This is a genomic window from Bradyrhizobium jicamae (assembly GCF_018130695.1).
Lineage (GTDB): Bacteria > Pseudomonadota > Alphaproteobacteria > Rhizobiales > Xanthobacteraceae > Bradyrhizobium > Bradyrhizobium jicamae_B.
Map to the genome: position 1 here is coordinate 1 of NZ_JAFCJX010000021.1, position 20,013 is coordinate 20,013.

Here is a 20,013-nt window from a genome sequence, read left to right on the forward strand (position 1 = left end):
GCTCTCTCCCGCGAATCATCACTCAACTCACGGAATCAGCGATCAAATTCCTCCGCAAGATGTGTGAATTGGACAGCCGCAAGCGGGGCGAGGTGAAGCGGAGAGAGTCGCTCGCTAGATCAGCTCGCGGCTTCCAGCCGTTCCTCAGTCAGCAGCCGCATCGCGGCATCGGCGTCCATCGGCTCGCCGAACGCAAAGCCCTGCGCATATTCGCAGCCGAGCTGGTAGAGCTCGACCGCATCCGAATCCGTCTCTGCGCCTTCCGCGACCACGTCCATGCCGAGGTCGTGGGCGAGCGCGATGATCGATTTGAGGATCACCGGACGCGTGCCGCGGCTGGTGGTGCGGACGAACGACTGGTCGATCTTGATGGTGTCGAACGGGAAGCGCTGCAGGTAGGACAGCGAGGAATGGCCGGTGCCGAAATCGTCAAGCGAGAGACCGGTGCCGAGCTCGCGGATCCGCGTCAGCATCTGCGCCGCGTGCTCCGGGTTCTCCATCACCAGTGACTCGGTCAGTTCCAGCTTGAGCGTGCCGCGCGCCACCGACGAGCGGGACAGCACCGTGCGGATGTCATGGATCAGGTCGTGCCGCAGCAGCTGGCGCGACGAGACGTTGACGCTGGCAAAAATCGGCTCGCGCGAGCGCATCGCGCGCTGCCACACCGCGAGCTGCCGCGCGGTCTGGTCCATCACGAACATGCCGAGATCGACGATCAACCCGATCTCCTCGGCGATGCTGATGAACTCCGACGGCGACATCCGTCCGAGCTTTGGATGATCCCAGCGCGCCAGCGCCTCGAAGCCTGCGATCGAGCGATCCTCCAGCCGCACGATCGGCTGGTACAGGATGGTGATCTCCTGCCGTTCGATGGCGCGGCGCAGCTCGCTCTCGAGCGTGAGGCGGTCGGTCTTTCGCGCGCGCATCGCCGGCTTGTAGACGTCGATACGGTCGCCGCCGATCCGCTTGGAGTGATACATCGCCAGCTCGGCGTCCTTGATGATTTCGTCGGACAGCTGGGTCTGCGGATCAGAGAGCGCGAGACCGATCGATGCGGTCAGGAAGATTTCGCGGTCGTTGAAGGCAATCGGCGCGCGGATAGTCTTGCGGATGGTTTCGGCAAAATTGGTGATCCGCGCCGGGTCCTGCTCGGAGAGCAGGATCAGGCCGAACTGATCGCCGGCAAGCCGCGCCAGCGTGTCCTGTGGCTTCAGGATGCGAGTCAGCCGCCGCGCCAGCGTCAGCAAAATGGAATCACCGACCGCGATGCCGACGGAATCATTGACCTGCTTGAAGCGGTCGAGATCGATCACCATCAGCGTCGGCCGCAAGGTCGGCATCGTCTTGGCGAAATTCGCGACCGCGCCGAGCCGGTCCATGAACAGCTTGCGGTTCGGCAAGCCGGTCAGATTGTCATGCACGGAGTCGTGCAGCATCCGCTCTTCGGCGTTCTTGCTCTCGGTCACGTCGGTCAGCGTGCCGACCACGCGGGAGACCTCGCCGTCGGAGCCGACCACCGGGCGCGCCTTCAGCGCAAACCACATGAAATGGCCGTCCGGGGTGCGCAGGCGGAAATCCTGCACCAGGCGGCCGCGGCGCTGGTCGAGCACGCTGTCGAGCGCGGCGCGGAAGCGGTCCTGGTCGAGCGGGTGCAGCACTTCGAGCCATTTGGCGGCAGGGCCTTCCAGCGTGCCGCGCTTCAAGCCGAGCAGCGCCTCGGTCTCGGGGCTGGTGAAAACCTTGTCGGCGGAGACGTCCCAGTCCCAGATCAGGTCGCCCGAGCCGGTCAGCGCCAGCGCGCGGCGCTCGACGTCGGAGACCACGCCGGTGGTGGCGCCGCCGCCGGCGAAGGCGTGCTGCATGACCGTGAATCCGATCAGCATCACAATCAGCACGAGGCCGCCAAGCAAGGCAGGGCCGACGATGTCGTTGGTGACCGAGCCCGCAACCGTCATGCCGGCCGCGACCACCCAGACCACCAGCAGGAACCAGGTCGGGATCAGCAGCACCGCGCGGTCGAAGCCGTGGGTCGAGAGATAGACGATCAGCGCAAAGCCGGCGAACGCGATCATCACCAGCGACATGCGCGCGATGCCGGAGGCCACGGCCGGATCGAACAAGGCGAGCGCAACGAGCGAGCCGAGGAAGGCGAGCCAGCCGATCGTGATGTGGGAGTAGCGCACATGCCAGCGGCTGAGATTGAGATAGGCGAACAGGAACACGAGAAGCGTCGCCGCCAGGATCGCTTCGCCCGCCGCGCGCCAGACGCGCTCGGCGTTGTTCGACATGTCGAGCACCTTGCCCCAGAAGCCGAAGTCGACGCCGATATAGACCAGCACCGCCCAGGCCAGCGCCGCGGCGGCGGGGAACATGATCGAGCCCTTCACCACAAACAAAATCGTGAGCACCAGCGCCAGCAGGCCGGAGATGCCGATCACGATGCCCTGGTAGAGCGTGAACGAGTTGACCTTGTCCTTGTAGGCGTCGGGCTCCCACAGATAGAGCTGCGGCAGCTTGTCGGTGCGCAGTTCCGCGACATAGGTGACGACAGCGCCGGGATCGAGCGTGATGCGGAACACGTCGGCGGTCGGGCTCTCCTGCCGCTCCGGCCGGTCGCCGACCGACGGCGTGATCGTCGCGATACGGGACAGGCCGAGGTCGGGCCACAGCAGGCCTGATGACACGATGCGATAATGCGGCGCGACGATCAGGCGGTCGAGCTGGTCGTCGGTGTTGTTGGCGAGCGCGAACACCACCCAGTACTGGCCGCCTTCGCGGGCGCGGACCTCGATGCGGCGCACGATGCCGTCGGTGCCGGGCGCGGTGGAGACCTGGATGCGATCGGTTTCGCTACGCTGATGATCGAGGACGGCGGTGAGGTCGATCGCAGGCGCGTCGCTGCGGACGCTGACGGCGTCGATCGCGTACGCGTTGGGCGCCGCGGCAAAAATCATGAGGCCCAGCGCGAGCAGCGCAAGGCACCTGATCAGACGCAAGATGAGTACTCCGCGATCAACGACCTGCCCGGGGCCGTGACCGCCCCGAATTGATCGCGATAGATGCCATGAAAGCGAAGGAAATCAAAGGGTTTCCGGCCCTGCATGGCAAGTCATCGTTAAACCGCCAACACAATTTTGCCAATATGTGCTGACGTCTCCATCCGCCGGTGCGCGTCGGCGGCCTTTTCCAGCGGGAATGTGCTGTCCATCAGCGGTTTGACGCGGCCTTCACGCAGCAGCGGCATCACCTTGGCCTCGATTGCGGCGACCATGGCGGCCTTGTCCGCATTACTACGGGGACGCAGCGTGGAGCCGGTATGGGTCAGCCGCTTCACCATCACCTTGGCGATGTTGACGCTGACCTTGGGGCCGTTGAGGGTCGCGATCTGCACGATCCGGCCGTCGACCGCGGCGGCGTCATAGTTGCGGTCGACATAGTCGCCGGCGACCATGTCGAGGATCAGGTTCGCGCCGGCATTGTTGGTCTCCGCCTTGACCAAGGCGACGAAGTCCTCGGTCCTGTAGTTGATGGCGCGATCGGCACCGAGCTTGAGGCAGGCGTCGATCTTGTCCTGCGAGCCGACGGTGACGATCACCTTGGAACCGAACGCCTTCGCCAGCTGGATCGCCATCGTGCCGATGCCGCTCGAGCCGCCATGGATCAGCAGCGTCTCGCCGGGCTTGAGTGCGCCGCGCTCGAACACATTGTGCCAGACCGTCATCAGCGTTTCCGGCAGGGCGCCGGCTTCATGCATGGAAAGGCTTGGCGGCACGGTCATGGCCTGGCCATCCTGCGCGATGCAGTACTGGGCGTAGCCGCCACCGGCGACAAGCGACATCACCTTGTCGCCGACCTTGTGCCGCGCAGCGCCTTCGCCGACCGCGACCACGGTGCCCGCGATTTCGAGGCCGGGCAGGTCGCTCGCGCCGGGCGGCGGCGGATAGGCGCCTGAGCGCTGCGCCACGTCAGGACGGTTGACGCCGGCCGCCTCGACCTTGACCAGCAGCTCACCGGGCTTCGGAACCGGCAGCGCGCGGGTCTCCGGAATCAGCACCTCCGGGCCGCCCGGCTTGCTGATGGCGACAACGGTCATTTGCGCGGGCAGCTTTTCCATGATTTGTCCTTGGCCAAGAGAGGGATCTGGATATGGATCCGAAAGCGGCCCTGATTAGCCAGCCCCGCGCAGGCTGGCAACCGCTTCGAGGTGAGGTGAGGACAGCCATGCCAGTTGAGGATGACGACCGGCCGCGGAAGAAGATCACCCACGAGATCGGCCAGGATCTCTACCTCTTGTCGGTCGAGGAATTGGCCGAGCGCATTGCGCTCTTGAACGCGGAAGCCGATCGCCTCAAGGAGGTGATGACCAGGAAGCGCGCCTCAAAGGACGCCGCGAACAGTATCTTCAAGTCCTAGGCTTCGTAGCTCGGCCATGCAAGGCGCGACACTTGCCAACTGTGAACTATAGTTTACAGTTGGCTGGTGATCGAAGTTATCCAGACGGACATGTTCCGGACTTGGCTTGCGAGGTTGCGCGACCGCCGGGCGGCTGCGCGTATCGCAAGCCGCATCGCGCTGATTGAACGCGGCACGCTGGGTGACGTGAAGTCGTTGGGCGGCGGTCTGTCTGAATTCAGAGTCGATTACGGCCCGGGGTATCGTCTTTATGCGGCGCAACGCGGAGCTGCGCTGGTCATTTTGCTTTGCGGTGGCGACAAGCGAAAGCAGGACGCGGATATCAAGCGAGCGCGGGCGCTATTGACGGAACTGGAGTAACGAGATGGCACTGAAGACAACTCCGTTCGATGCGGCAGAGTATTTGGACACGCCGGAGGCGCAGGCCGAATTCATCACAGCGGCGCTGGAAACCGGCGATGCGGCTTTCATCCGCGATGCCGTGAATACGGTCGCACGTGCGCGAGGCATGGGCGAGATCGCCAAATCGGCGGGCCTCACTCGCGAAGGGCTCTACAAGGCATTGGGCGAGGCGGGAAATCCCGAGTTCTCGACGATGCTGGGCGTGTTGCGCGCACTTGGCCTGGGTCTGACCGCCCGTCCGCTAACCGGAAAAACCGGCAAATCGCGCAGATCGACGAAACCCCGGCCTCGCAAAGCCGCCTAGACAACGCGTGGCCTGCCGTTATTTATCCGCGCAGTCGGCCTCGCCATCGACCTCTTTCGGATATTGCTCGTCGCAGAATTGATCGCACCGGCGCTTTTGCGACTGCGCCATTTCTTCACATGCCTTGTTCAACGGCAGCTCGCGGCACGCCGCCAGATTGTCGGCAAGATTCCGATCGCAGTCGCGCTGCTTGCAGATGTTCGCCGTGTGCCTGTTGGTCGCGCAGCTCATCGATGTGACGGCGGAAGCCTCGCCGGCGATCAAGATGGTTGCCATGACCGCGATCAGGCCGGCGAAGAAGGTCCGTCTCATTTCAAATCCCGCGCCGTGATCCCGGTCACGCACCTGTCCCAAACTCGGCCAATGACCGACATGGCAAATGAAGTTTAAAGAAATCGCATCATTTACGATCAATTAAGCTTTCTCGCTTATGAATTGAATTGTCCTCGTTTGGACACCGAGTGGCTCCTGTCCACTCTGTTTGACGCCTCCCTGTTATCAACTTCAAAAGCCGCCGGAAACGGCGGCTCTTTTTTGTGCGTCACCCCGGCTGGAAACCATATTTCGGGTTGCGGCTGGACTCTTCGCCACGCAAGCGCAATGATTTGTTCATCATAACCCGGCGCGTAAGACGCCGGCGGCGTAATAGTGGTGTGAGGGCGTTAACCATGTCGGATCGTTCGCTCAGCGAATCCGGGCTTGTGCTGTTCAGCGAACGGCTGACCAATTCTGCGGCCTTCGGGGCTCTGTTCCGCGAGGGCATGGACCTGGTCGAGCAGACCGCGGCCTATCTCGACGGCGACGGCCGCACCGAGGCCAAGGCGCTGGAGCGTTCCGTCAGCCTGACCTACGCCACCGAAAGCATGCGCCTGACCACCCGTCTGATGCAGCTCGCCTCCTGGCTGTTGCTGCACCGCGCGGTCAAGGAAGGCGAGATGACGCTGACCCAGGCCAACCGCGAGAAGACCAAGGTCAAGCTCTCGGCCGCCGATCCCGGCCCGGCCGACATGATCGAGAAATTGCCGCAGCAGCTGCAGGATTTGATCGCCCGCTCGATGGATCTGCAGACCCGCGTCCGCCGTCTCGACACCACGATCCATGCCGCGCCGCCGGATCGCACCACGATCGGCAACCCGCTGGTGCCGCAGCTCAACCGCCTCAAGGCGGCGTTCGAGCAGTAAGCTCAAACATCCCGTTTCATTTCAGCCGTACGTAGCGCGTCCAAAAACGCGCGCGTGCGTGCGTTTGCGCCGGGCCCCGCGGCAAACCGCACATCCTCGCTAGCGACGTCGCCGCGATTGTTGCGCAGCGTCACCGGCGCGATCGGCCGCCCGCTTGTATCGGTGACGATCACAGGTGGCTTGTTGGCGGAGGCAAAGCGGTCGCCCCACTGCATCAACGCCACCATCGCGGGCAGCAAAGCGCGTCCCTTCTCGGTCAATTGATAGAGCGGACGTCGCTCGGGGCCGCTGCGCGCCATGATGCCGGCTGCGCAAAGTTGCTGCAGACGCGTCGCCAAGATGTTTTTGGCGATCCCGAGGCTGTCCTGGAAATCGCCGAACCGCCGCACGCCGATGCAGGCGTCGCGCACGATCAGCAGCGTCCACCAGTCGCCCACGATCGCGAGTGTCCGGGCCAGCGAGCAGTTCAGTTCCGAGAGGTCGGTCTTGCCGGGCATGGTTGCAGAGTGAAACCTTCTGTTCTATGGTTGCACTCTGCAACCATATGACGCTTCTTGCAAGGGGAGGTCGGACATGACCACGGCCAGGCCAGCCGTCGGCATCAGGACGCACGCGGCCGCGGATCCGTCGGCGCTGACAGTCGGCGGCATCGCGCTCGCGTTGGGGTCGCTCGGGGTCGTCGCGACCAGCGCGCTCTATGCGCTGTCGCCGCCGGCCGCAGCACTGCCGGGCTTTCAGTCGGATCTAGCGCTGGCGGGCGCAATCGCCGGCGCGCGAAAGCTCGCCGCCGCCGGTCTGGTCGGGATATTCTCCGATGTCGTGATGGCGACCGGGGTGCTCGTCATCGCGCTCGAGTTATTCAGGCGCGAGCGGGCGGTCGCCGCCGCAGGCTGGATCGGCATCTTCCTCAGCGTGGCGATCTTCATCCTTGTCGATGCGACGGCAGCGTGGGTGCTCGGTCCGCTCGCCGGCATGAAGGATGCGGCCTTCGCGGGTTTCAAGCTGCTGTTCGACGTGCTGTTCCTGCTCGGCACGGCCGCGTTCGGCGGTGGTGCGACGTTGGCCCTGTTGGATGAGTTGCGTGCGCCGATGCCGATGGTCGGCAAGTCTCTGGCGGCAGGTGGTGTGCTGATCGGACTTGCAGCGATCCTCGCATCGGCGGCCTGCTTTGTCGGATTGCCGTTCGGGCAGGGTGTCGGCATCAGCGTCGCGCTTGGATCGGCCCTGTTCGCAGCTCTCGGCGTGCAGATCGCGCGGAGCTCGGCTTAGGGACGCCCGCAGGTCGCCGCAAGCCATCCTTGTCCATGACGTGCCGCAGCCGTGCCGCTGCCGCCTCAAGGTCGTCCGGCGCAAATCCGCCGAAGCCGAGCATCAGCCCGGCGCGTGCGGCCCGATGGTACATCGGCGAGATCGCCCGCACGACGATGCCGGCATCGAGCGCCGCCTGCGCCAGCCGCACGTCGTCGGCGCCATCGGGCAGCCACAGCAGCAGATGCATGCCCTGGTCGCTCGGCTGCAGCGCGACACCGTCGGGCATGTGATGCGCAAGCGCTGCGATCAGCGTCGCACGCCGCGCGGCGTAGACGCCGCGGATACGCCTGATATGGGCTTCGAACAAACCTTCCTGCATATAGGCTGCGAGCACATGCTGATCCGCCGTCGGTGAGTGACGGTCGAGCAAGGCGCGTGCGCCGGCGAACGCATCGATTAAGGCTGAGGGCGCGACGACATAGCCGAGCCGCAGCGAGGGAAACAGCACCTTGCTCAGCGTCCCCAGATAGACCACGCGCTGCGGGTCGAGGCCCTGCATCGACGGGAAGGGATGGCCGGAATAGCGCAGCTCGCTGTCGTAATCGTCCTCGACGATCCAGGCGCCCTGGCGCGCGGCCCAAGCCAGCAACGCCTTTCGTCTGATCATGCTGACCGGCATGCCCAGGGGATATTGATGCGACGGCGTCACGAAGGCGGCGCGCGCATCCGCACAAGCGGCGATTCCCGCATCGACGTCGATGCCTTGCGCATCGACCGGGACGCGCGTCGTGACGAGGTCGAGATCGTCCAGCACCGCCGTCATACCGGGATAGGCAGGGTCTTCGGCCCACACCCGATCGCCGCGCGACAGCAGCACGCGGCCGGCGAGATAGAGTCCCTGCTGCGTGCCGGCGGTGATCACCACCTGCTCGGGCTCGCACAGCACCGCGCGCGACTTGCGCACATAGTCGGCGATCGTCTGCCGCAGCGCCATCAGCCCGCGCGGATCGCCATAGCTCGAAGGCGCCGCCACGCGTGAGGCCCGCACGCGGTTGCCGAGCCGCCGCCAATGGTCGTCGGGCGCCACCGCGCCGGCAGGCACGGCGATCGCGAACGGCACCTCCGGCATCGGTGTGAAGGCGCGCACCACCTCCGCCAGCCTCTCTGCACGCGGCGGCAGCTCGATCGGCGCAGTCTCCGCTTTCCGGCTGCGCGGCGATCGCGCGGGCGGCGGCTGCTCGGCGAGCATCGGCGCCACGCGGGTGCCGGCGCCGACCTGCGAGTCCAGATAGCCCTCGGCCTGCAATTGCTCGAAGGCCTCCGTCACGGTGCCGCGGGCGACGCGTAGCGAGGCCGACAGCGTCCGCGTCGACGGCAGCAATTCGCCGGGCTTGAGCTCGCCCTTGGCGATCGCGGTGCGCAGGGCATGCGCGATCTGGCGGCTGACCTTACCTGCTGCGCGGTCGATCGCACCCAGCGAAGGGATGTCTGTTGCGGCGCGCTGTCGCGGCATAATGGACCAGTCAAAATTCTCGAAAGTGGACCTGATGATAGACCATTCCGCAGCTAATATGCGAGCCAATCACGCGAAAGAGTTTGCCACGAGGTCTGCGATGTATCTGCCAGCACATTTTGCGGTCACCGAAACAGGCGAGATCCACGCCGCGATCCGTGCGTCGCGGCTGGCGACGCTGGTGACCGCGACCGCCGACGGCCTGATCGGGACGCCGCTGCCGCTGATCCTCAATGAGAGCGAAGGCGAGCACGGCACGCTCTACGGCCACGTCGCGCGGCCCAACCCGCAATGGAAGACGCCGGCCATCGGCGAGGCGATGGCGATCTTCGCCGGCCCCGATGCTTACGTGACGCCGTCCTGGTATGTGACCAAGGCCGAGCACGGCAAGGTCGTGCCGACCTGGAATTACGTCGCCGTGCACGCCTATGGCCCTGTGGAATTCTTCGAGGATGCGGACCGGCTGCTCGACATCGTGACGCGGCTGACCCATCTGCATGAGCGCGAGCGCGCGGAGGCCTGGCAGGTCAGCGACGCGCCCGAGGATTTCATCCGGGCGCAGCTGCGCGGCATCGTCGGCCTGCGCATGCCGATCACACGGCTCGACGCCAAGCGCAAGATGAGCCAGAACCGCAAGCTCGAGGATCGCGCCGGCGTCATCGCCGGGCTGTCCACGAGCGATCGCGCCGGTGATCGCGAGGTCGCCGCGATGATCCCGACGACCTGACGGGGATTTGCCGACCATGGAGTTGTATCTCGCCTTCGCGATCACCACCGCGACGTTTGCACTGATGCCGGGGCCGGCCATGCTCTACGCTGCCGCGCGCACGCTGGCGGGCGGCACGCGCGCCGGCCTGATGGCCTCGCTCGGACTGCATCTCGGCGGTTATGTGCATGTGATCGCGGCGGCCGCCGGCCTCGCGTTCCTGTTTCACGCGGTGCCGCCATTGTTCATGGCGATGAAGCTCGCGGGCGCGGCCTATCTGGTCTGGCTCGGCCTGTCGCTGTTTCGCAACGCCGGCACTGCCGAGAAGCCAAAGCTTCCACCCGTGACCGCAAAGCGCGCCTTCGTGCAGAGCATCACGGTGGAGGTGCTCAATCCCAAAACCGCGATCTTCTTCCTCGCCTTCCTGCCGCAATTCGTCGACGCCACGCTCGCAGCTCCGGTCTGGCTGCAGCTGTTCGTGCTCGGCACCATCGTCAATTTGAGCTTCTCACTGGTCGATATCGTTTGTGTGGTGTTCGCCGGCGCCGTGATGACCCGGCTGCAGCGCTCCGACCGTGCGCAGCGGCTGCTGCAGCGGATCGGCGGCAGCATCCTGGTCGGCCTCGGCGCGCGGCTGGCGATCCAGGACCGCTAATTCGCGGTCGCAAATGGGGAAACAAGCCGGTAACGCCGATGAACGTTTTCCCGGATCAATGCCACTAAGCTCACGATGAGCATGTGACCTGGCGCAGGGCTCTCACGGAGATCGGAGTTCTGCCATGAAACGTCGAACAAAAGCTGTGCTGATCGGCGGCCTGGCCACTGTGGCGACTGTCGTCACGGCGTTCGTCATGCTGAATGCGGCGTTCGCGCGGGTCGTGGATCCCACTCACCAGTGTGGGTCCGGTTACTCGACCCTGGTCGACTGCAGCTACCGTCGGTTCTCGCAGACCATCAGGCAGGGCACCCCGGTCTTCCCGTCGAGCACGCCTTACAGGTTCCAGCCGACCTATACCGACACCACGTCGTGGGCTGTTGTCGATTGTCCGCAGAATGCCGTCGCCAGGCGCCTGCTCTGCGCCGTCCCCGCGGCCGCGGCGGCTGCAGACGGCGGAATGGATGACAGCAGCACGGGTCTCCCGCTGCCCAGGCCGTGGCTCCTCAGGACGGCGAGGGATTCCCGCTTCATCACGTCGCTTCACGTCGAAACGCCGCTGGCTCTCGCGTCGACGCTCGGCTTCTATCGCGCCGAACTGGGCAAGCGCGGCTGGACCGAGAACGACAATGCGGTCGTTGCGCCGGACCGAGCCGCGATTGCATTCACGACCAAGGATGGACCGGCGCTGCTCCGCCTGATCCATCAGGCCGACAGGACGATCGTGGACCTGTCGCTGCACAAGCCCGCCGAAGCTGACGACGCCATCCTGCCAAAGCCGGGGCAGGTGAGGCTCCGGCTCGGCAATTCGACCGATGAGGAGACCGTCGTCACGATCAACGAGCAGACCATCGAGCTGGCGGCTCGCACCGGAGACAAGTTGACGGACAACCCTGAAACCGGACGCCAGGCGCCTGGTGCCCACGAGATCGATCTGCCGCCGGGCAAGTACAAGGTTGCCCTCAAACTCGCGAGCGGCGTGACGCAGAACGGTGCGTTCGAGGTTGCTGCCGGCGAGACCTGGGGACTTGTCGTCGGCAAGGCTGGCGTCCTGCTCCCCGTGCAGCTTTATTGACTCGCGGCACGGCTGCACGGCTGTTCCTGTTCGCAGCTGCGCCAAATCGCCTCAGCTTGCGCGCAGGGCGCGCACGAGTTCACCGAGATGAACGAGATGAACGCCCGTTTATCTTCGTGACTCTTGTTGCGCGCGGGAACGCGCTTGCAACTTTTGCCCGCCGTTAATGTTGGCCCGACATCGAAACACCAACGATGGAGGGACGCATGAGAAAAACCGCACTTGTTCTGGCAACCGTCGGCGCGCTTGGCATCAGCGCGGTGGCGGCGCCGACGCCGGCGGAAGCCCGCTGGCGCGGCGGTTTCGGGCCAGGGCTGGCAGGTGGATTGATCGCAGGTGCCGTGATCGGCGGCCTCGCGACATCCGCTTACGGTTATGGCCCGGGCTACGGCTACTACGGCGGCTATCCCGGCTATTATGGCGGCTACGCGCCGGCTTATTACGGCGGCTATGATCCGTATCCCTGGGGTGGCTACACCACGAGCTATTACAGCACGGGTTACGCCCCGGCCTATTACGGCTACCGCTATCGGCGCGTCGTGCGTCCAGCCTATGCCTATTACGGCGGACCGTTCCCGCGGCCGTACTTCCATCATCATCGCTGGCACCGTCACTGGTGATGCGAAGCCGCGATGCAGGGCTCTGCGTGAGACGCTGAGCCCCGGAATATTTCTGGTCGATGTCTTCCGGCTTCGACTCTGAAAGGTCCGAGATGCGCGATCGCAACGATGCAACCGCGCAGCTCCCACCCACGAACAGGAGCGATGACATCGGCGCTTCGTTCATCGGGAGATTCGGAAAGCCCGGATGAGGGCTCGTGAGGCGCGTTGTCTCGAGCTCGGTCATTCGAACGTACCCATCCAGACACGCTGAAAGCAAATAGAGGAGATCGAGATGAACATGAGCAAGAGCAAGTTCCTGCTGACCACAGCAGTGCTATTCGCCGGCGTCAGCCTGGCGTCGGCGCAAGGCATGCGTGAAGGTGCTGGCGGCGGAATGGGCGCCGGTGGAGGCGCTGCAGAACAGGGCCGGTCCGGCGAAGCGCCACAAGGCGCACCGCGTGCGTCCCATAACGAAGGAATGACCCAGGGCCGCGCAGGCAATCGGGGCGAGGGATCCTCTGCGGCGCCATCGCGGGCCGAACGCAGCGAAGGCATGCGCGATAGCGGCCGCGCCGCCGGCAACGCCGACAAGGGCGAACGTCAGACCATTGGTCAGGGCCGCGGCGATCGCGACAATGCGCGCCAGTCGCAATCCGAACGCGAGAAGAGTGGCAAGGACCAGACCATCGGTCGGAGCGACCGTGACCAGGCGCCTCAGTCCAGGTCCGAGAGCGACAAGAGCGCACAGGACAAGAGCGGCCGCAAGGACCAGACCGTCGGACAGGGCCGCGGTGATCGCGACCGCGCGCGTCAGTCGCAAGGCACAGAGCAGAACAAGAGCACTGAGCAGAATAAGAACGCGACCACAGGCGCCAACACCAGGGAGAATGTCCAAGGAAAGGACCAAGGCAAGAGCGCGCAGAGCCCGAGCACGACAACGACCGGCGCGAACACCGGGAGCAACGCCCAAACTTCGCCGCAGGGCCAGAATGCACAGCAAGGCCGGAATGCGCAGCCAGCTCCGGGCACAACGACCGGCGCCAACACGCAGGGAGCGGCCAACAACCAGGCGCAAACCCAGGCCGGCACCACCCAGAGCATGTCCGGCCGCGTGCAGGTGAGCGCGCAGCAGCAGACAACGCTGCAGCAGTCGGTGCTGAACGCGCGCAATGTGAGCCGCGTGCGGGTCAATGCGAACTCCATCAACTTCGGGATCAATGCCGGCGTGGTCGTGCCGCGGAACATCTCCGTGCTCTCGGTCTCGGCATATCCGGCGCTGATCGACATCTATCCGGACTACCGCGACGACAGCTTCTTCGTCGTGGATGACGAGATCATCGTCACCGACCGGAGCCGCCGGATCGTCGACGTCATTCCCGCCGGCCCGCGGATGCATTATGCGCGCCGTGGCGGCGTGAGCGGTGGCGGCGGCAGCGTCGCTGCGCTCGATCTCAGCCCCGACGAGATCCGCATCGTGCAGCGGGTCCTGATCGAGCGTCGCCTGCTGTCCGGTGAGGCCGACGGCGTGCTCGGGTCCGATACGCGCGCCGCGCTGATCACCTTCCAGCGACAGGAAGGCTTCCAGACCAGCGGCACGATCGATAGCCGCACGGTCGCCGCGCTCGGCGTGTCGAGCCAGATCCGCGCCACGCAGGGGCAATCGAGCACCGTGGGGCAGGGTGGAAGCCAGTCGACGCAGCAGAACACGACCGGGCAAAACACCGGTCCGAGCAATGCGCCGGCGCAGCAGAACCAGACCACCACCGGTCAGGCTCCGCAGAACCAGCCGTCCACAACCGGCCAAGCTCAGCAGAACCCGCCGGCAAATTCGAGCCAGGCCGGCACGCAGCCGTCGTCGGGCCAGACCACCGGCCAGGCTCCGGCGCAAGGCAGCAACCAGAGCACCAACCAAGGTGCCAATCAGCCGAGCACCAACCAGAACATGCCGTCTGGGCAAACCAACCAGAACAATGCCCCGCCGCCTTCGACGCCGGGACAGCCGGCGCAGCAGCAACCCAGCCGGTAACGCATTCCTTGAGCCCCGCCTTTGGCGGGGCTCTTTTGTCTTGGACTGAACTCGCGGGCTCCTGCACCGCGCAAGCCGCATAACAAAAAACGCCCCCGCTTGGCGGGGGCGTTTTGCGCTCGGCGATAGGCCAAAAAGCGGAATTTAGTCCTTCTTGAGGAAGCCCGAGAACTTCTTCTGGAAGCGGGAGACGCGGCCGCCGCGGTCCATCAGCTGCTGGGTGCCGCCGGTCCAGGCCGGGTGCGACTTCGGGTCGATGTCGAGGTTCAGCGTGTCGCCTTCCTTGCCCCAGGTGGAGCGGGTCAGGTACTCGGAGCCGTCGGTCATGACGACCTTAATCGTATGATAATTCGGATGAATATCGGCTTTCATGGCAGTTCCTTCGGCGCGCCGGCGCCCGTCTCAAGATGTCTGGGATACGGGAATTTGGCGGCTCTATAACGCAAGGAGGCCCCTAAAACAAGCCGGTTTGGCCCCTCAAAACCCCTTCACCGCATTGGGACTTTACCGGATTTGCCAGCCGCGGGCCGGGGGCCTATGTCGGGGCGGGAAAAACCGGTCATCAGCATGAGCGTCGCCGAACATATCGAGCCCCCTCGTAACGCCCCGCAGCCGCCGCACGATGCGCTGCTCGAGGGCGAAGCCCTGATCGAAAGCCAGCTGACGGAGCCGGCCAAGAACCGGGCACGCTTGCGGCCGCTGCTGGCGCTTGCGCCCTATGTCGCCCGCTACAAGGGCCGCGCGATCCTCGCCTTCATCTCGCTGACCATTGCCGCGATCACCACGCTGGTGGTGCCGGTCGCGGTCCGTCGCATGATCGATTTCGGCTTCACGCCGGAAGGCATCGCGATGATCAACTCCTATTTCAGCGTGATGCTCGCGGTGGTCGCCGTGCTCGCCTGCGCCAGCGCCTCGCGCTACTACCTCGTGATGACGATCGGCGAGCGCATCGTCGCTGATCTCCGCCGTGACGTGTTCGCGCATCTGGTCTCGCTGTCGCCGTCGTTCTTCGATTCCGCGCGAAGCGGCGAGCTCGTCTCGCGGCTCACCGCCGACACCACGCAGATCAAGTCCGCGGTCGGCGCGTCCGTCTCGATCGCGCTGCGCAACATCATGCTGTTCCTCGGCGCCGCCACCATGATGGTGATCACGAGCCCCAGGCTGTCCGGCTTCGTGCTGCTGGCGATCCCGATCATCGTGATCCCGCTGGTCGCGTTCGGGCGCTGGGTGCGGCGACTGTCGCGCACCGCGCAGGATACGCTGGCCGACGCCAGCGCCTACGCGTCCGAGCTGGTCGCGGCGATCCGCACCGTGCAGGCCTATACTGGCGAGAAGCTCGCCACCGCGCGGTTCGGCCGCGAGGTCGAGCAGGCCTATGCGGCCGCGCGCAGCTCGACCAAGGCGCGCGCCGTGCTGACCCTGATCGTCATCTTCATCGTGTTCGCCAGCGTGGTCGTGATCCTCTGGGTCGGCTCGCACGACGTGCTGACGGGATCGATCAGCCCGGGCCGCCTCGGCCAGTTCGTGCTCTACACCGCGTTTGCCGCCAGCGGCCTCGGCCAGCTCAGCGAGGTCTGGGGCGAGGTCTCGGCCGCCTCGGGCGCCGCCGAGCGGCTGTTCGAGCTTCTTCGCGTCAAGCCGGAGATCGCAGCGCCCGCGGCACCGCGCGCGTTGCCGCAGCCGCCGCGCGGCGATGTCGGCTTCGACAATGTCAGCTTCGCCTATCCGGCGCGCGCGAGCGTGCGCGTGGTGGACGGCGTGTCGCTCAGCGTGCGCTCGGGCGAGAAGGTCGCGATCGTCGGCCCCTCCGGCGCCGGCAAGAGCACGCTGTTTCATCTGCTGCTGCGCTTCTACGATCCCAAATCCGGCACGATCTCGCTCGATGGCGTCGGCATCCGCGAGGCCGATCCGGGCGAGGTGCGCGCACGCATCGCGCTGGTGCCGCAGGACTCCGTCGTGTTTGCCGCCAGTGCCCGCGAGAACATCCGCTTCGGCCGGCCGGATGCGACCGACGCCGAGGTCGAGCGCGCCGCCGACCTCGCGCATGCCACCGAATTTCTGCGCCGGCTGCCGGGCGGCTTCGAGGCCCAGCTCGGCGAGCGCGGCGTGACGCTCTCGGGCGGCCAGCGCCAGCGCATTGCGATCGCGCGCGCGATCCTGCGCGATGCACCGCTGCTGCTGCTCGATGAAGCCACCTCCGCGCTCGACGCCGAAAGCGAGACCCTGGTGCAGACCGCGCTGGAGGAGCTGATGCGTCACCGCACGACGCTCGTGATCGCGCATCGGCTGGCCACCGTGCTGTCCTGCGACCGCATCCTGGTGATGGACCAGGGCAAGATCGTCGAGCAGGGCACCCATGCCGAGCTCGTCGCAGCGAACGGTCTTTATGCGCGGCTGGCGCGCCTGCAGTTCGAGGGGATCTGAGCCCGCCAGTCGCGCAGGCGCGAGGCGAAGTTCGAAAGCCGACTACCGCTCCGTCAGCTTCAGCTCGATGCGGCGGTTGCGCTTGTAGGCATCTTCGGTTTGCGCCGTGTCGATCGGCTGGAATTCGGCGAAGCCCGCCGCGACCAGGCGCTGCGCGGGCACGCCGAGCGAGATCAGATACTGCACCACCGAGATCGCGCGCGCCGACGACAGCTCCCAGTTCGACTTGAACAGCGGGCTGTTGGTGATCGGACGCACGTCGGTGTGGCCGTCGACCCGCATCACCCAGGCGATCTCGGGCGGGATCTGCTTGTCGAGATCGATCAGTGCGGTCGCCACCGTCTCGAGCTCGCTTTTGCCTTCGGGCAAGAGCGTCGCCTGGCCGGTATCGAAGAACACTTCGGACTGGAACACGAAGCGGTCGCCGACGACGCGGATGTCAGGGCGGTTGCCGAGGATGGCGCGCAGCCGGCCGAAGAATTCCGAGCGATATTTCGACAGCTCCTGCACGCGCTGCGCCAGCGCGACGTTCAGCCGCGAGCCGAGATCGGCGATCCGGCTTTGCGATTCCTTGTCGCGCTTCTCGGAGGCGTCGAGCGCTTCTTCCAGCGCGGCGAGCTGGCGGCGTAGCGCGCTGATCTGCTGGTTCAGCACCTCGATCTGGGCGAGCGCGCGCGAGGTGACTGATTTCTCCGACTCCAGCGCCTTGTTGAGCTCGTTGGCGCGGCCCTGCGCATCATTGCCGGCATTGGCGAGGCCCTCGTAGAGGCCCTTCATGCGGTCGCGCTCGCTCTCGGCCGACGACAGGCCGGCGCGCAACTGGCCGATCTGATCGTCGAGGCTGAGCTTGCCGAGCTTCTCCAGCGACAAGAGATCGTTGAGCTGCGCGATCTTGGCGTTGAGCTGCTCCAGCGCCTTGTCCTTGCCGGTGACCTCCTGCGACAGGAAGAACTGCACGACCAGGAACACCGAGAGCAGGAACACGATCGACAGCACCAGCGTCGAGAGCGCATCGACAAAGCCCGGCCAGTAGTTGAAGCCGGATTCGCTGCGGCGTGAACGGGCGAGGGCCATTCAAGATCTCTTTGTTGCGCAGTCAGCCCTGCGGCAAATGGCAGACGGCCTCGATGTTGTGGCCGTCAGAGTCGAGCACGAAGGTTCCGTAATAGTGTGCGTGATAGTTCGGGCGAAGTCCGGGCGCGCCGTTGTCCTTAGCCCCGGCCTTGATGGCATCGGCATAGAAGCGGTCGACGGTCGCATGATCGGCCGCGGTGAAGGCGATGTGCGCGCCGGTCTGCACCGCGCCACGCATCCCGATCCAGAAGAAGGCCTTGGGGCGGATGCCGTAGCCGGCGAATTGTTCGCCGTCGCCATAGAGCCTGACGATGCCGAGCGCTGATAGTGCCCGGTCATAGAAGGCCTTCGACCGCTCGAAATCGCTGACGCCGATGGTGACGTGATCTAGCACGCGACAACTCCGAAAGTTCAGCTCTTCTCAGGCTGCCGTGCCAGCCGCTCGAGCAGGCGCTTGATCTCGCGATTCTGCTCGCCCTGGCCGTCGGCCCATTCGCGGATCATCTGCTGCTCGGTGCGCATATGCGCGACCAGCCCCTGGATCGCTTCGGCGAGATTGGCCATCGCCGCCGTGGTGCTGCGGTTGCTGCCGCCTTCCTCCAGCGCGGTGCGCAGCCGATCGATGGCGCCCTGCAGATCGCCGCCGACGGCGGCCCCCTCGCCGGAGATGCCGCGCACGGTGGTGGCGAGCCAGTCTTCGAGGTCGGTGTAGAAGCGGTTTTGCGCCTGACTCGACTGCAAATCGAGGAAGCCGAGGATCAGCGAGCCGGCAAGGCCGAACAGCGAGGACGAGAACGAGATGCCCATGCCGCCGAGCGGGGCGGCCAGCCCCTCCTTCAGCGTGTCGAACAGCGCGCCGGCATCGCCGCCGACTTTCAGCCCGTCGATCACCTTGCCGACCGAGCCGACCGTCTCGATCAGGCCCCAAAAGGTGCCGAGCAGGCCGAGGAACACCAGGAGGCCCGTCATGTAGCGCGAGATGTCGCGGGCTTCATCGAGGCGAGTCGCGATCGAATCCAGCAGGTGACGCATGGTCTGCTGCGAGATCGACATCCGTCCCGAGCGTTCGCCGCCGAGGATCGCCGCCATGGGGGCGAGCAGTCTCGGGCGGCGGTCGATTGCAAGGCCGGGATCGGCGACGCGGAAATTATTGACCCAGGCGACCTCCGGATAGAGCCGGATGACCTGGCGGAACGCCAGGATGATGCCGATCAGCAGCACCGCGCCGATCAGCGCGTTCAGCCCCGGATTGGCGAAGAAGGCCGTGATGATCTGCTTGTAGAGCACAAAGCCGATCAGCCCGCACAGCACCAGGAACACCAGCATCCGGACCAGGAAGATCCGCGGTGAGGACAGTTTGGTGAGTTCGATCTCCATGTCGGAGCGGGAGGGGGGCATTGGCCTGATCATCCGTTCGCGAGACGCCGCATCAGCCAGCAATATGGCACAGCGGCAGGGGGAGAAAAGCTGGGAAAGGAGCCGAATCGGGCGACGAAAGTGGAACCTCAGACTGAAACCGGGCTTTTTCATCACCGTACTTGAAGAACTGGCCCGGTCTTTCCGGGATGATCAGGGTTTTGCATGACCGTTTTTTATTTGACGGCGCTGGCGGCGATCGCCGCGGCGCTCTCGGTCCTGATGGCCGGTGCCTGGGTGGTCCAGCAGCGCACCGGCAATTCCGGTTGGGTCGATACGATCTGGACGTTTTCGCTCGGCCTGGTCGGCGCCGGCAGCGCGCTGTGGCCGGCCGGCGATGCCGCGCCCAACGCAAGGCAATGGCTGGTGGCCGCGCTGGTTGCGGTCTGGTCGCTGCGGCTCGGCGTCCATATCGCGATCCGGACCGCCGCCATCACGGACGATCCCCGCTATGCTGCGTTCGCGAAGGAGTGGGGCGTGGATTCTCCGCGCCGCATGTTCATCTTCCTGCAGAATCAGGGCCTCGGCTCCATCCCGCTGGTGTTTGCGATTTTCGTTGCCGCCCATGTCCCGGGTGACGCCCTGCGCTGGCAGGATGTTTTGGGGGCGCTGATTTTGTTCGCAGGCATCGCTGGCGAGTCGCTGGCCGACGCGCAACTGAAAAGCTTCCGCGGCGATCCCGCCAATAAGGGAAAAGTCTGCGATGCCGGGCTGTGGCGCTGGTCGCGTCACCCAAATTACTTCTTCGAGTGGTTCGGCTGGCTCGCCTATCCCGTGATCGGCCTGTCGCTCACCTATCCCTGGGGGCTGGCCACGCTGCTCGCGCCGGTCTTCATGTACTGGATCCTGGTCCACGTCACCGGCATCCCGCCGCTGGAGGCGCAGATGCTGCGCTCGCGCGGCGCGCGCTACGCCGACTACCAGGCCCGCACCAGCCCGTTCTTCCCATTGCCGCCGCACGCATGAGTCCC

Annotated in this window: 21 protein-coding genes; 12 read left to right on the top strand and 9 right to left on the bottom strand. The window is 65.5% G+C overall.

What is annotated here, in order from left to right; all coding sequences use genetic code 11:
• Positions 1-119: 119 nt before the first annotated feature.
• Positions 120-2,996: an EAL domain-containing protein gene (locus JQ604_RS27380; protein ID WP_212363787.1), complete on the bottom strand. Its 2,877-nt coding sequence runs from the start codon at positions 2,994-2,996 to the stop codon at positions 120-122.
• Between the two features lie 119 nt (positions 2,997-3,115).
• A complete protein-coding gene (locus tag JQ604_RS27385; RefSeq protein ID WP_212363788.1) occupies positions 3,116-4,114 on the bottom strand; it encodes an NAD(P)H-quinone oxidoreductase in 999 nt (332 codons plus the stop codon).
• Between the two features lie 107 nt (positions 4,115-4,221).
• On the opposite strand from JQ604_RS27385, the gene JQ604_RS27390 reads away from it, so the two are divergent.
• From JQ604_RS27390 to JQ604_RS27400, 3 genes are all read left to right on the top strand, one after another.
• Entirely contained in the window at positions 4,222-4,413 is a 192-nt protein-coding gene (locus tag JQ604_RS27390; RefSeq protein ID WP_212363789.1) for a DUF1192 domain-containing protein, read from the top strand.
• Between the two features lie 66 nt (positions 4,414-4,479).
• Positions 4,480-4,773: a type II toxin-antitoxin system RelE/ParE family toxin gene (locus tag JQ604_RS27395; protein WP_212363790.1), complete on the top strand. Its 294-nt coding sequence runs from the start codon at positions 4,480-4,482 to the stop codon at positions 4,771-4,773.
• Positions 4,774-4,777: 4 nt separating this feature from the next.
• Positions 4,778-5,119 (top strand): addiction module antidote protein, encoded by a 342-nt coding sequence (locus JQ604_RS27400; RefSeq protein WP_212363791.1) that lies wholly within the window; start codon positions 4,778-4,780, stop codon positions 5,117-5,119.
• An 18-nt stretch (positions 5,120-5,137) separates the two neighbouring features.
• Here the strand turns inward: JQ604_RS27400 and JQ604_RS27405 are convergent, their stop codons facing one another.
• On the bottom strand, positions 5,138-5,533 hold the full coding sequence (locus tag JQ604_RS27405) for a hypothetical protein (RefSeq protein ID WP_212363792.1): 396 nt from the start codon (positions 5,531-5,533) through the stop codon (positions 5,138-5,140).
• 254 nt (positions 5,534-5,787) lie between these two features.
• On the opposite strand from JQ604_RS27405, the gene JQ604_RS27410 reads away from it, so the two are divergent.
• Positions 5,788-6,300: a DUF1465 family protein gene (locus JQ604_RS27410; protein WP_212363793.1), complete on the top strand. Its 513-nt coding sequence runs from the start codon at positions 5,788-5,790 to the stop codon at positions 6,298-6,300.
• 2 nt (positions 6,301-6,302) lie between these two features.
• Here the strand turns inward: JQ604_RS27410 and JQ604_RS27415 are convergent, their stop codons facing one another.
• Positions 6,303-6,797 carry a winged helix-turn-helix transcriptional regulator gene (locus tag JQ604_RS27415; protein ID WP_212363794.1) on the bottom strand — a complete coding sequence of 165 codons (495 nt, stop codon included), beginning with the start codon at positions 6,795-6,797 and terminating at the stop codon, positions 6,303-6,305.
• Between the two features lie 76 nt (positions 6,798-6,873).
• On the opposite strand from JQ604_RS27415, the gene JQ604_RS27420 reads away from it, so the two are divergent.
• On the top strand, positions 6,874-7,569 hold the full coding sequence (locus tag JQ604_RS27420) for a hypothetical protein (protein WP_212363795.1): 696 nt from the start codon (positions 6,874-6,876) through the stop codon (positions 7,567-7,569).
• Here JQ604_RS27420 and JQ604_RS27425 read toward each other — a convergent pair.
• On the bottom strand, positions 7,502-9,064 hold the full coding sequence (locus tag JQ604_RS27425) for a PLP-dependent aminotransferase family protein (RefSeq protein WP_212363796.1): 1,563 nt from the start codon (positions 9,062-9,064) through the stop codon (positions 7,502-7,504). The two genes, JQ604_RS27420 and JQ604_RS27425, sit on opposite strands and share 68 nt — an antisense overlap.
• 100 nt (positions 9,065-9,164) lie before the next feature.
• Between JQ604_RS27425 and JQ604_RS27430 the strand changes: the two genes are divergently transcribed.
• From JQ604_RS27430 to JQ604_RS27450, 5 genes are all read left to right on the top strand, one after another.
• Positions 9,165-9,791, top strand: a complete 627-nt coding sequence (locus JQ604_RS27430) for an FMN-binding negative transcriptional regulator (RefSeq protein ID WP_212363797.1) — start codon at positions 9,165-9,167, stop codon at positions 9,789-9,791.
• A gap of 7 nt (positions 9,792-9,798) precedes the next feature.
• Positions 9,799-10,425 carry a LysE family translocator gene (locus JQ604_RS27435; RefSeq protein WP_212363798.1) on the top strand — a complete coding sequence of 209 codons (627 nt, stop codon included), beginning with the start codon at positions 9,799-9,801 and terminating at the stop codon, positions 10,423-10,425.
• 124 nt (positions 10,426-10,549) lie between these two features.
• On the top strand, positions 10,550-11,500 hold the full coding sequence (locus JQ604_RS27440; protein ID WP_212363799.1) for a hypothetical protein: 951 nt from the start codon (positions 10,550-10,552) through the stop codon (positions 11,498-11,500).
• A gap of 206 nt (positions 11,501-11,706) precedes the next feature.
• Positions 11,707-12,120: a hypothetical protein gene (locus JQ604_RS27445; RefSeq protein WP_212363800.1), complete on the top strand. Its 414-nt coding sequence runs from the start codon at positions 11,707-11,709 to the stop codon at positions 12,118-12,120.
• 274 nt (positions 12,121-12,394) lie between these two features.
• Positions 12,395-14,128: a peptidoglycan-binding protein gene (locus tag JQ604_RS27450; RefSeq protein WP_212363801.1), complete on the top strand. Its 1,734-nt coding sequence runs from the start codon at positions 12,395-12,397 to the stop codon at positions 14,126-14,128.
• Between the two features lie 144 nt (positions 14,129-14,272).
• On the opposite strand, the gene rpmE is transcribed toward JQ604_RS27450, so the two are convergent.
• Complete coding sequence (gene rpmE, locus JQ604_RS27455) at positions 14,273-14,500, bottom strand: 50S ribosomal protein L31 (protein WP_212363802.1); 228 nt, start codon at positions 14,498-14,500, stop codon at positions 14,273-14,275.
• 195 nt (positions 14,501-14,695) lie between these two features.
• Here rpmE and JQ604_RS27460 point away from each other — a divergent pair, with 195 nt between their 5' ends.
• Positions 14,696-16,552 carry an ABC transporter ATP-binding protein/permease gene (locus JQ604_RS27460; protein ID WP_212363803.1) on the top strand — a complete coding sequence of 619 codons (1,857 nt, stop codon included), beginning with the start codon at positions 14,696-14,698 and terminating at the stop codon, positions 16,550-16,552.
• A gap of 42 nt (positions 16,553-16,594) precedes the next feature.
• On the opposite strand, the gene JQ604_RS27465 is transcribed toward JQ604_RS27460, so the two are convergent.
• The 3 genes from JQ604_RS27465 to JQ604_RS27475 are packed head-to-tail and all read right to left on the bottom strand — an operon-like array spanning position 16,595 to position 19,024.
• Complete coding sequence (locus JQ604_RS27465; protein ID WP_212363804.1) at positions 16,595-17,626, bottom strand: peptidoglycan -binding protein; 1,032 nt, start codon at positions 17,624-17,626, stop codon at positions 16,595-16,597.
• A 22-nt stretch (positions 17,627-17,648) separates the two neighbouring features.
• Positions 17,649-18,020 (bottom strand): VOC family protein, encoded by a 372-nt coding sequence (locus JQ604_RS27470; RefSeq protein ID WP_212363805.1) that lies wholly within the window; start codon positions 18,018-18,020, stop codon positions 17,649-17,651.
• Between the two features lie 17 nt (positions 18,021-18,037).
• Positions 18,038-19,024 (bottom strand): flagellar motor protein MotA, encoded by a 987-nt coding sequence (locus JQ604_RS27475; RefSeq protein WP_249158732.1) that lies wholly within the window; start codon positions 19,022-19,024, stop codon positions 18,038-18,040.
• Positions 19,025-19,207: 183 nt separating this feature from the next.
• Here JQ604_RS27475 and JQ604_RS27480 point away from each other — a divergent pair, with 183 nt between their 5' ends.
• On the top strand, positions 19,208-20,008 hold the full coding sequence (locus tag JQ604_RS27480) for a DUF1295 domain-containing protein (protein ID WP_212363806.1): 801 nt from the start codon (positions 19,208-19,210) through the stop codon (positions 20,006-20,008).
• The last annotated feature ends 5 nt before the right edge of the window (positions 20,009-20,013 follow it).

Bases quoted from the DNA above. Each gene is read 5' to 3' on its own strand.
- JQ604_RS27385 (WP_212363788.1), bottom strand. From the start codon at position 4,114: ATGGAAAAGCTGCCCGCGCAAATGACCGTTGTCGCCATCAGCAAGCCG.
- JQ604_RS27390 (WP_212363789.1), top strand. From the start codon at position 4,222: ATGCCAGTTGAGGATGACGACCGGCCGCGGAAGAAGATCACCCACGAG.
- JQ604_RS27400 (WP_212363791.1), top strand. From the start codon at position 4,778: ATGGCACTGAAGACAACTCCGTTCGATGCGGCAGAGTATTTGGACACG.
- JQ604_RS27410 (WP_212363793.1), top strand. From the start codon at position 5,788: ATGTCGGATCGTTCGCTCAGCGAATCCGGGCTTGTGCTGTTCAGCGAA.
- JQ604_RS27415 (WP_212363794.1), bottom strand. From the start codon at position 6,797: ATGCCCGGCAAGACCGACCTCTCGGAACTGAACTGCTCGCTGGCCCGG.
- JQ604_RS27420 (WP_212363795.1), top strand. From the start codon at position 6,874: ATGACCACGGCCAGGCCAGCCGTCGGCATCAGGACGCACGCGGCCGCG.
- JQ604_RS27425 (WP_212363796.1), bottom strand. From the start codon at position 9,064: ATGCCGCGACAGCGCGCCGCAACAGACATCCCTTCGCTGGGTGCGATC.
- JQ604_RS27430 (WP_212363797.1), top strand. From the start codon at position 9,165: ATGTATCTGCCAGCACATTTTGCGGTCACCGAAACAGGCGAGATCCAC.
- JQ604_RS27440 (WP_212363799.1), top strand. From the start codon at position 10,550: ATGAAACGTCGAACAAAAGCTGTGCTGATCGGCGGCCTGGCCACTGTG.
- JQ604_RS27445 (WP_212363800.1), top strand. From the start codon at position 11,707: ATGAGAAAAACCGCACTTGTTCTGGCAACCGTCGGCGCGCTTGGCATC.
- JQ604_RS27450 (WP_212363801.1), top strand. From the start codon at position 12,395: ATGAACATGAGCAAGAGCAAGTTCCTGCTGACCACAGCAGTGCTATTC.
- rpmE (WP_212363802.1), bottom strand. From the start codon at position 14,500: ATGAAAGCCGATATTCATCCGAATTATCATACGATTAAGGTCGTCATG.
- JQ604_RS27460 (WP_212363803.1), top strand. From the start codon at position 14,696: ATGAGCGTCGCCGAACATATCGAGCCCCCTCGTAACGCCCCGCAGCCG.
- JQ604_RS27465 (WP_212363804.1), bottom strand. From the start codon at position 17,626: ATGGCCCTCGCCCGTTCACGCCGCAGCGAATCCGGCTTCAACTACTGG.
- JQ604_RS27475 (WP_249158732.1), bottom strand. From the start codon at position 19,024: ATGCCCCCCTCCCGCTCCGACATGGAGATCGAACTCACCAAACTGTCC.
- JQ604_RS27480 (WP_212363806.1), top strand. From the start codon at position 19,208: ATGACCGTTTTTTATTTGACGGCGCTGGCGGCGATCGCCGCGGCGCTC.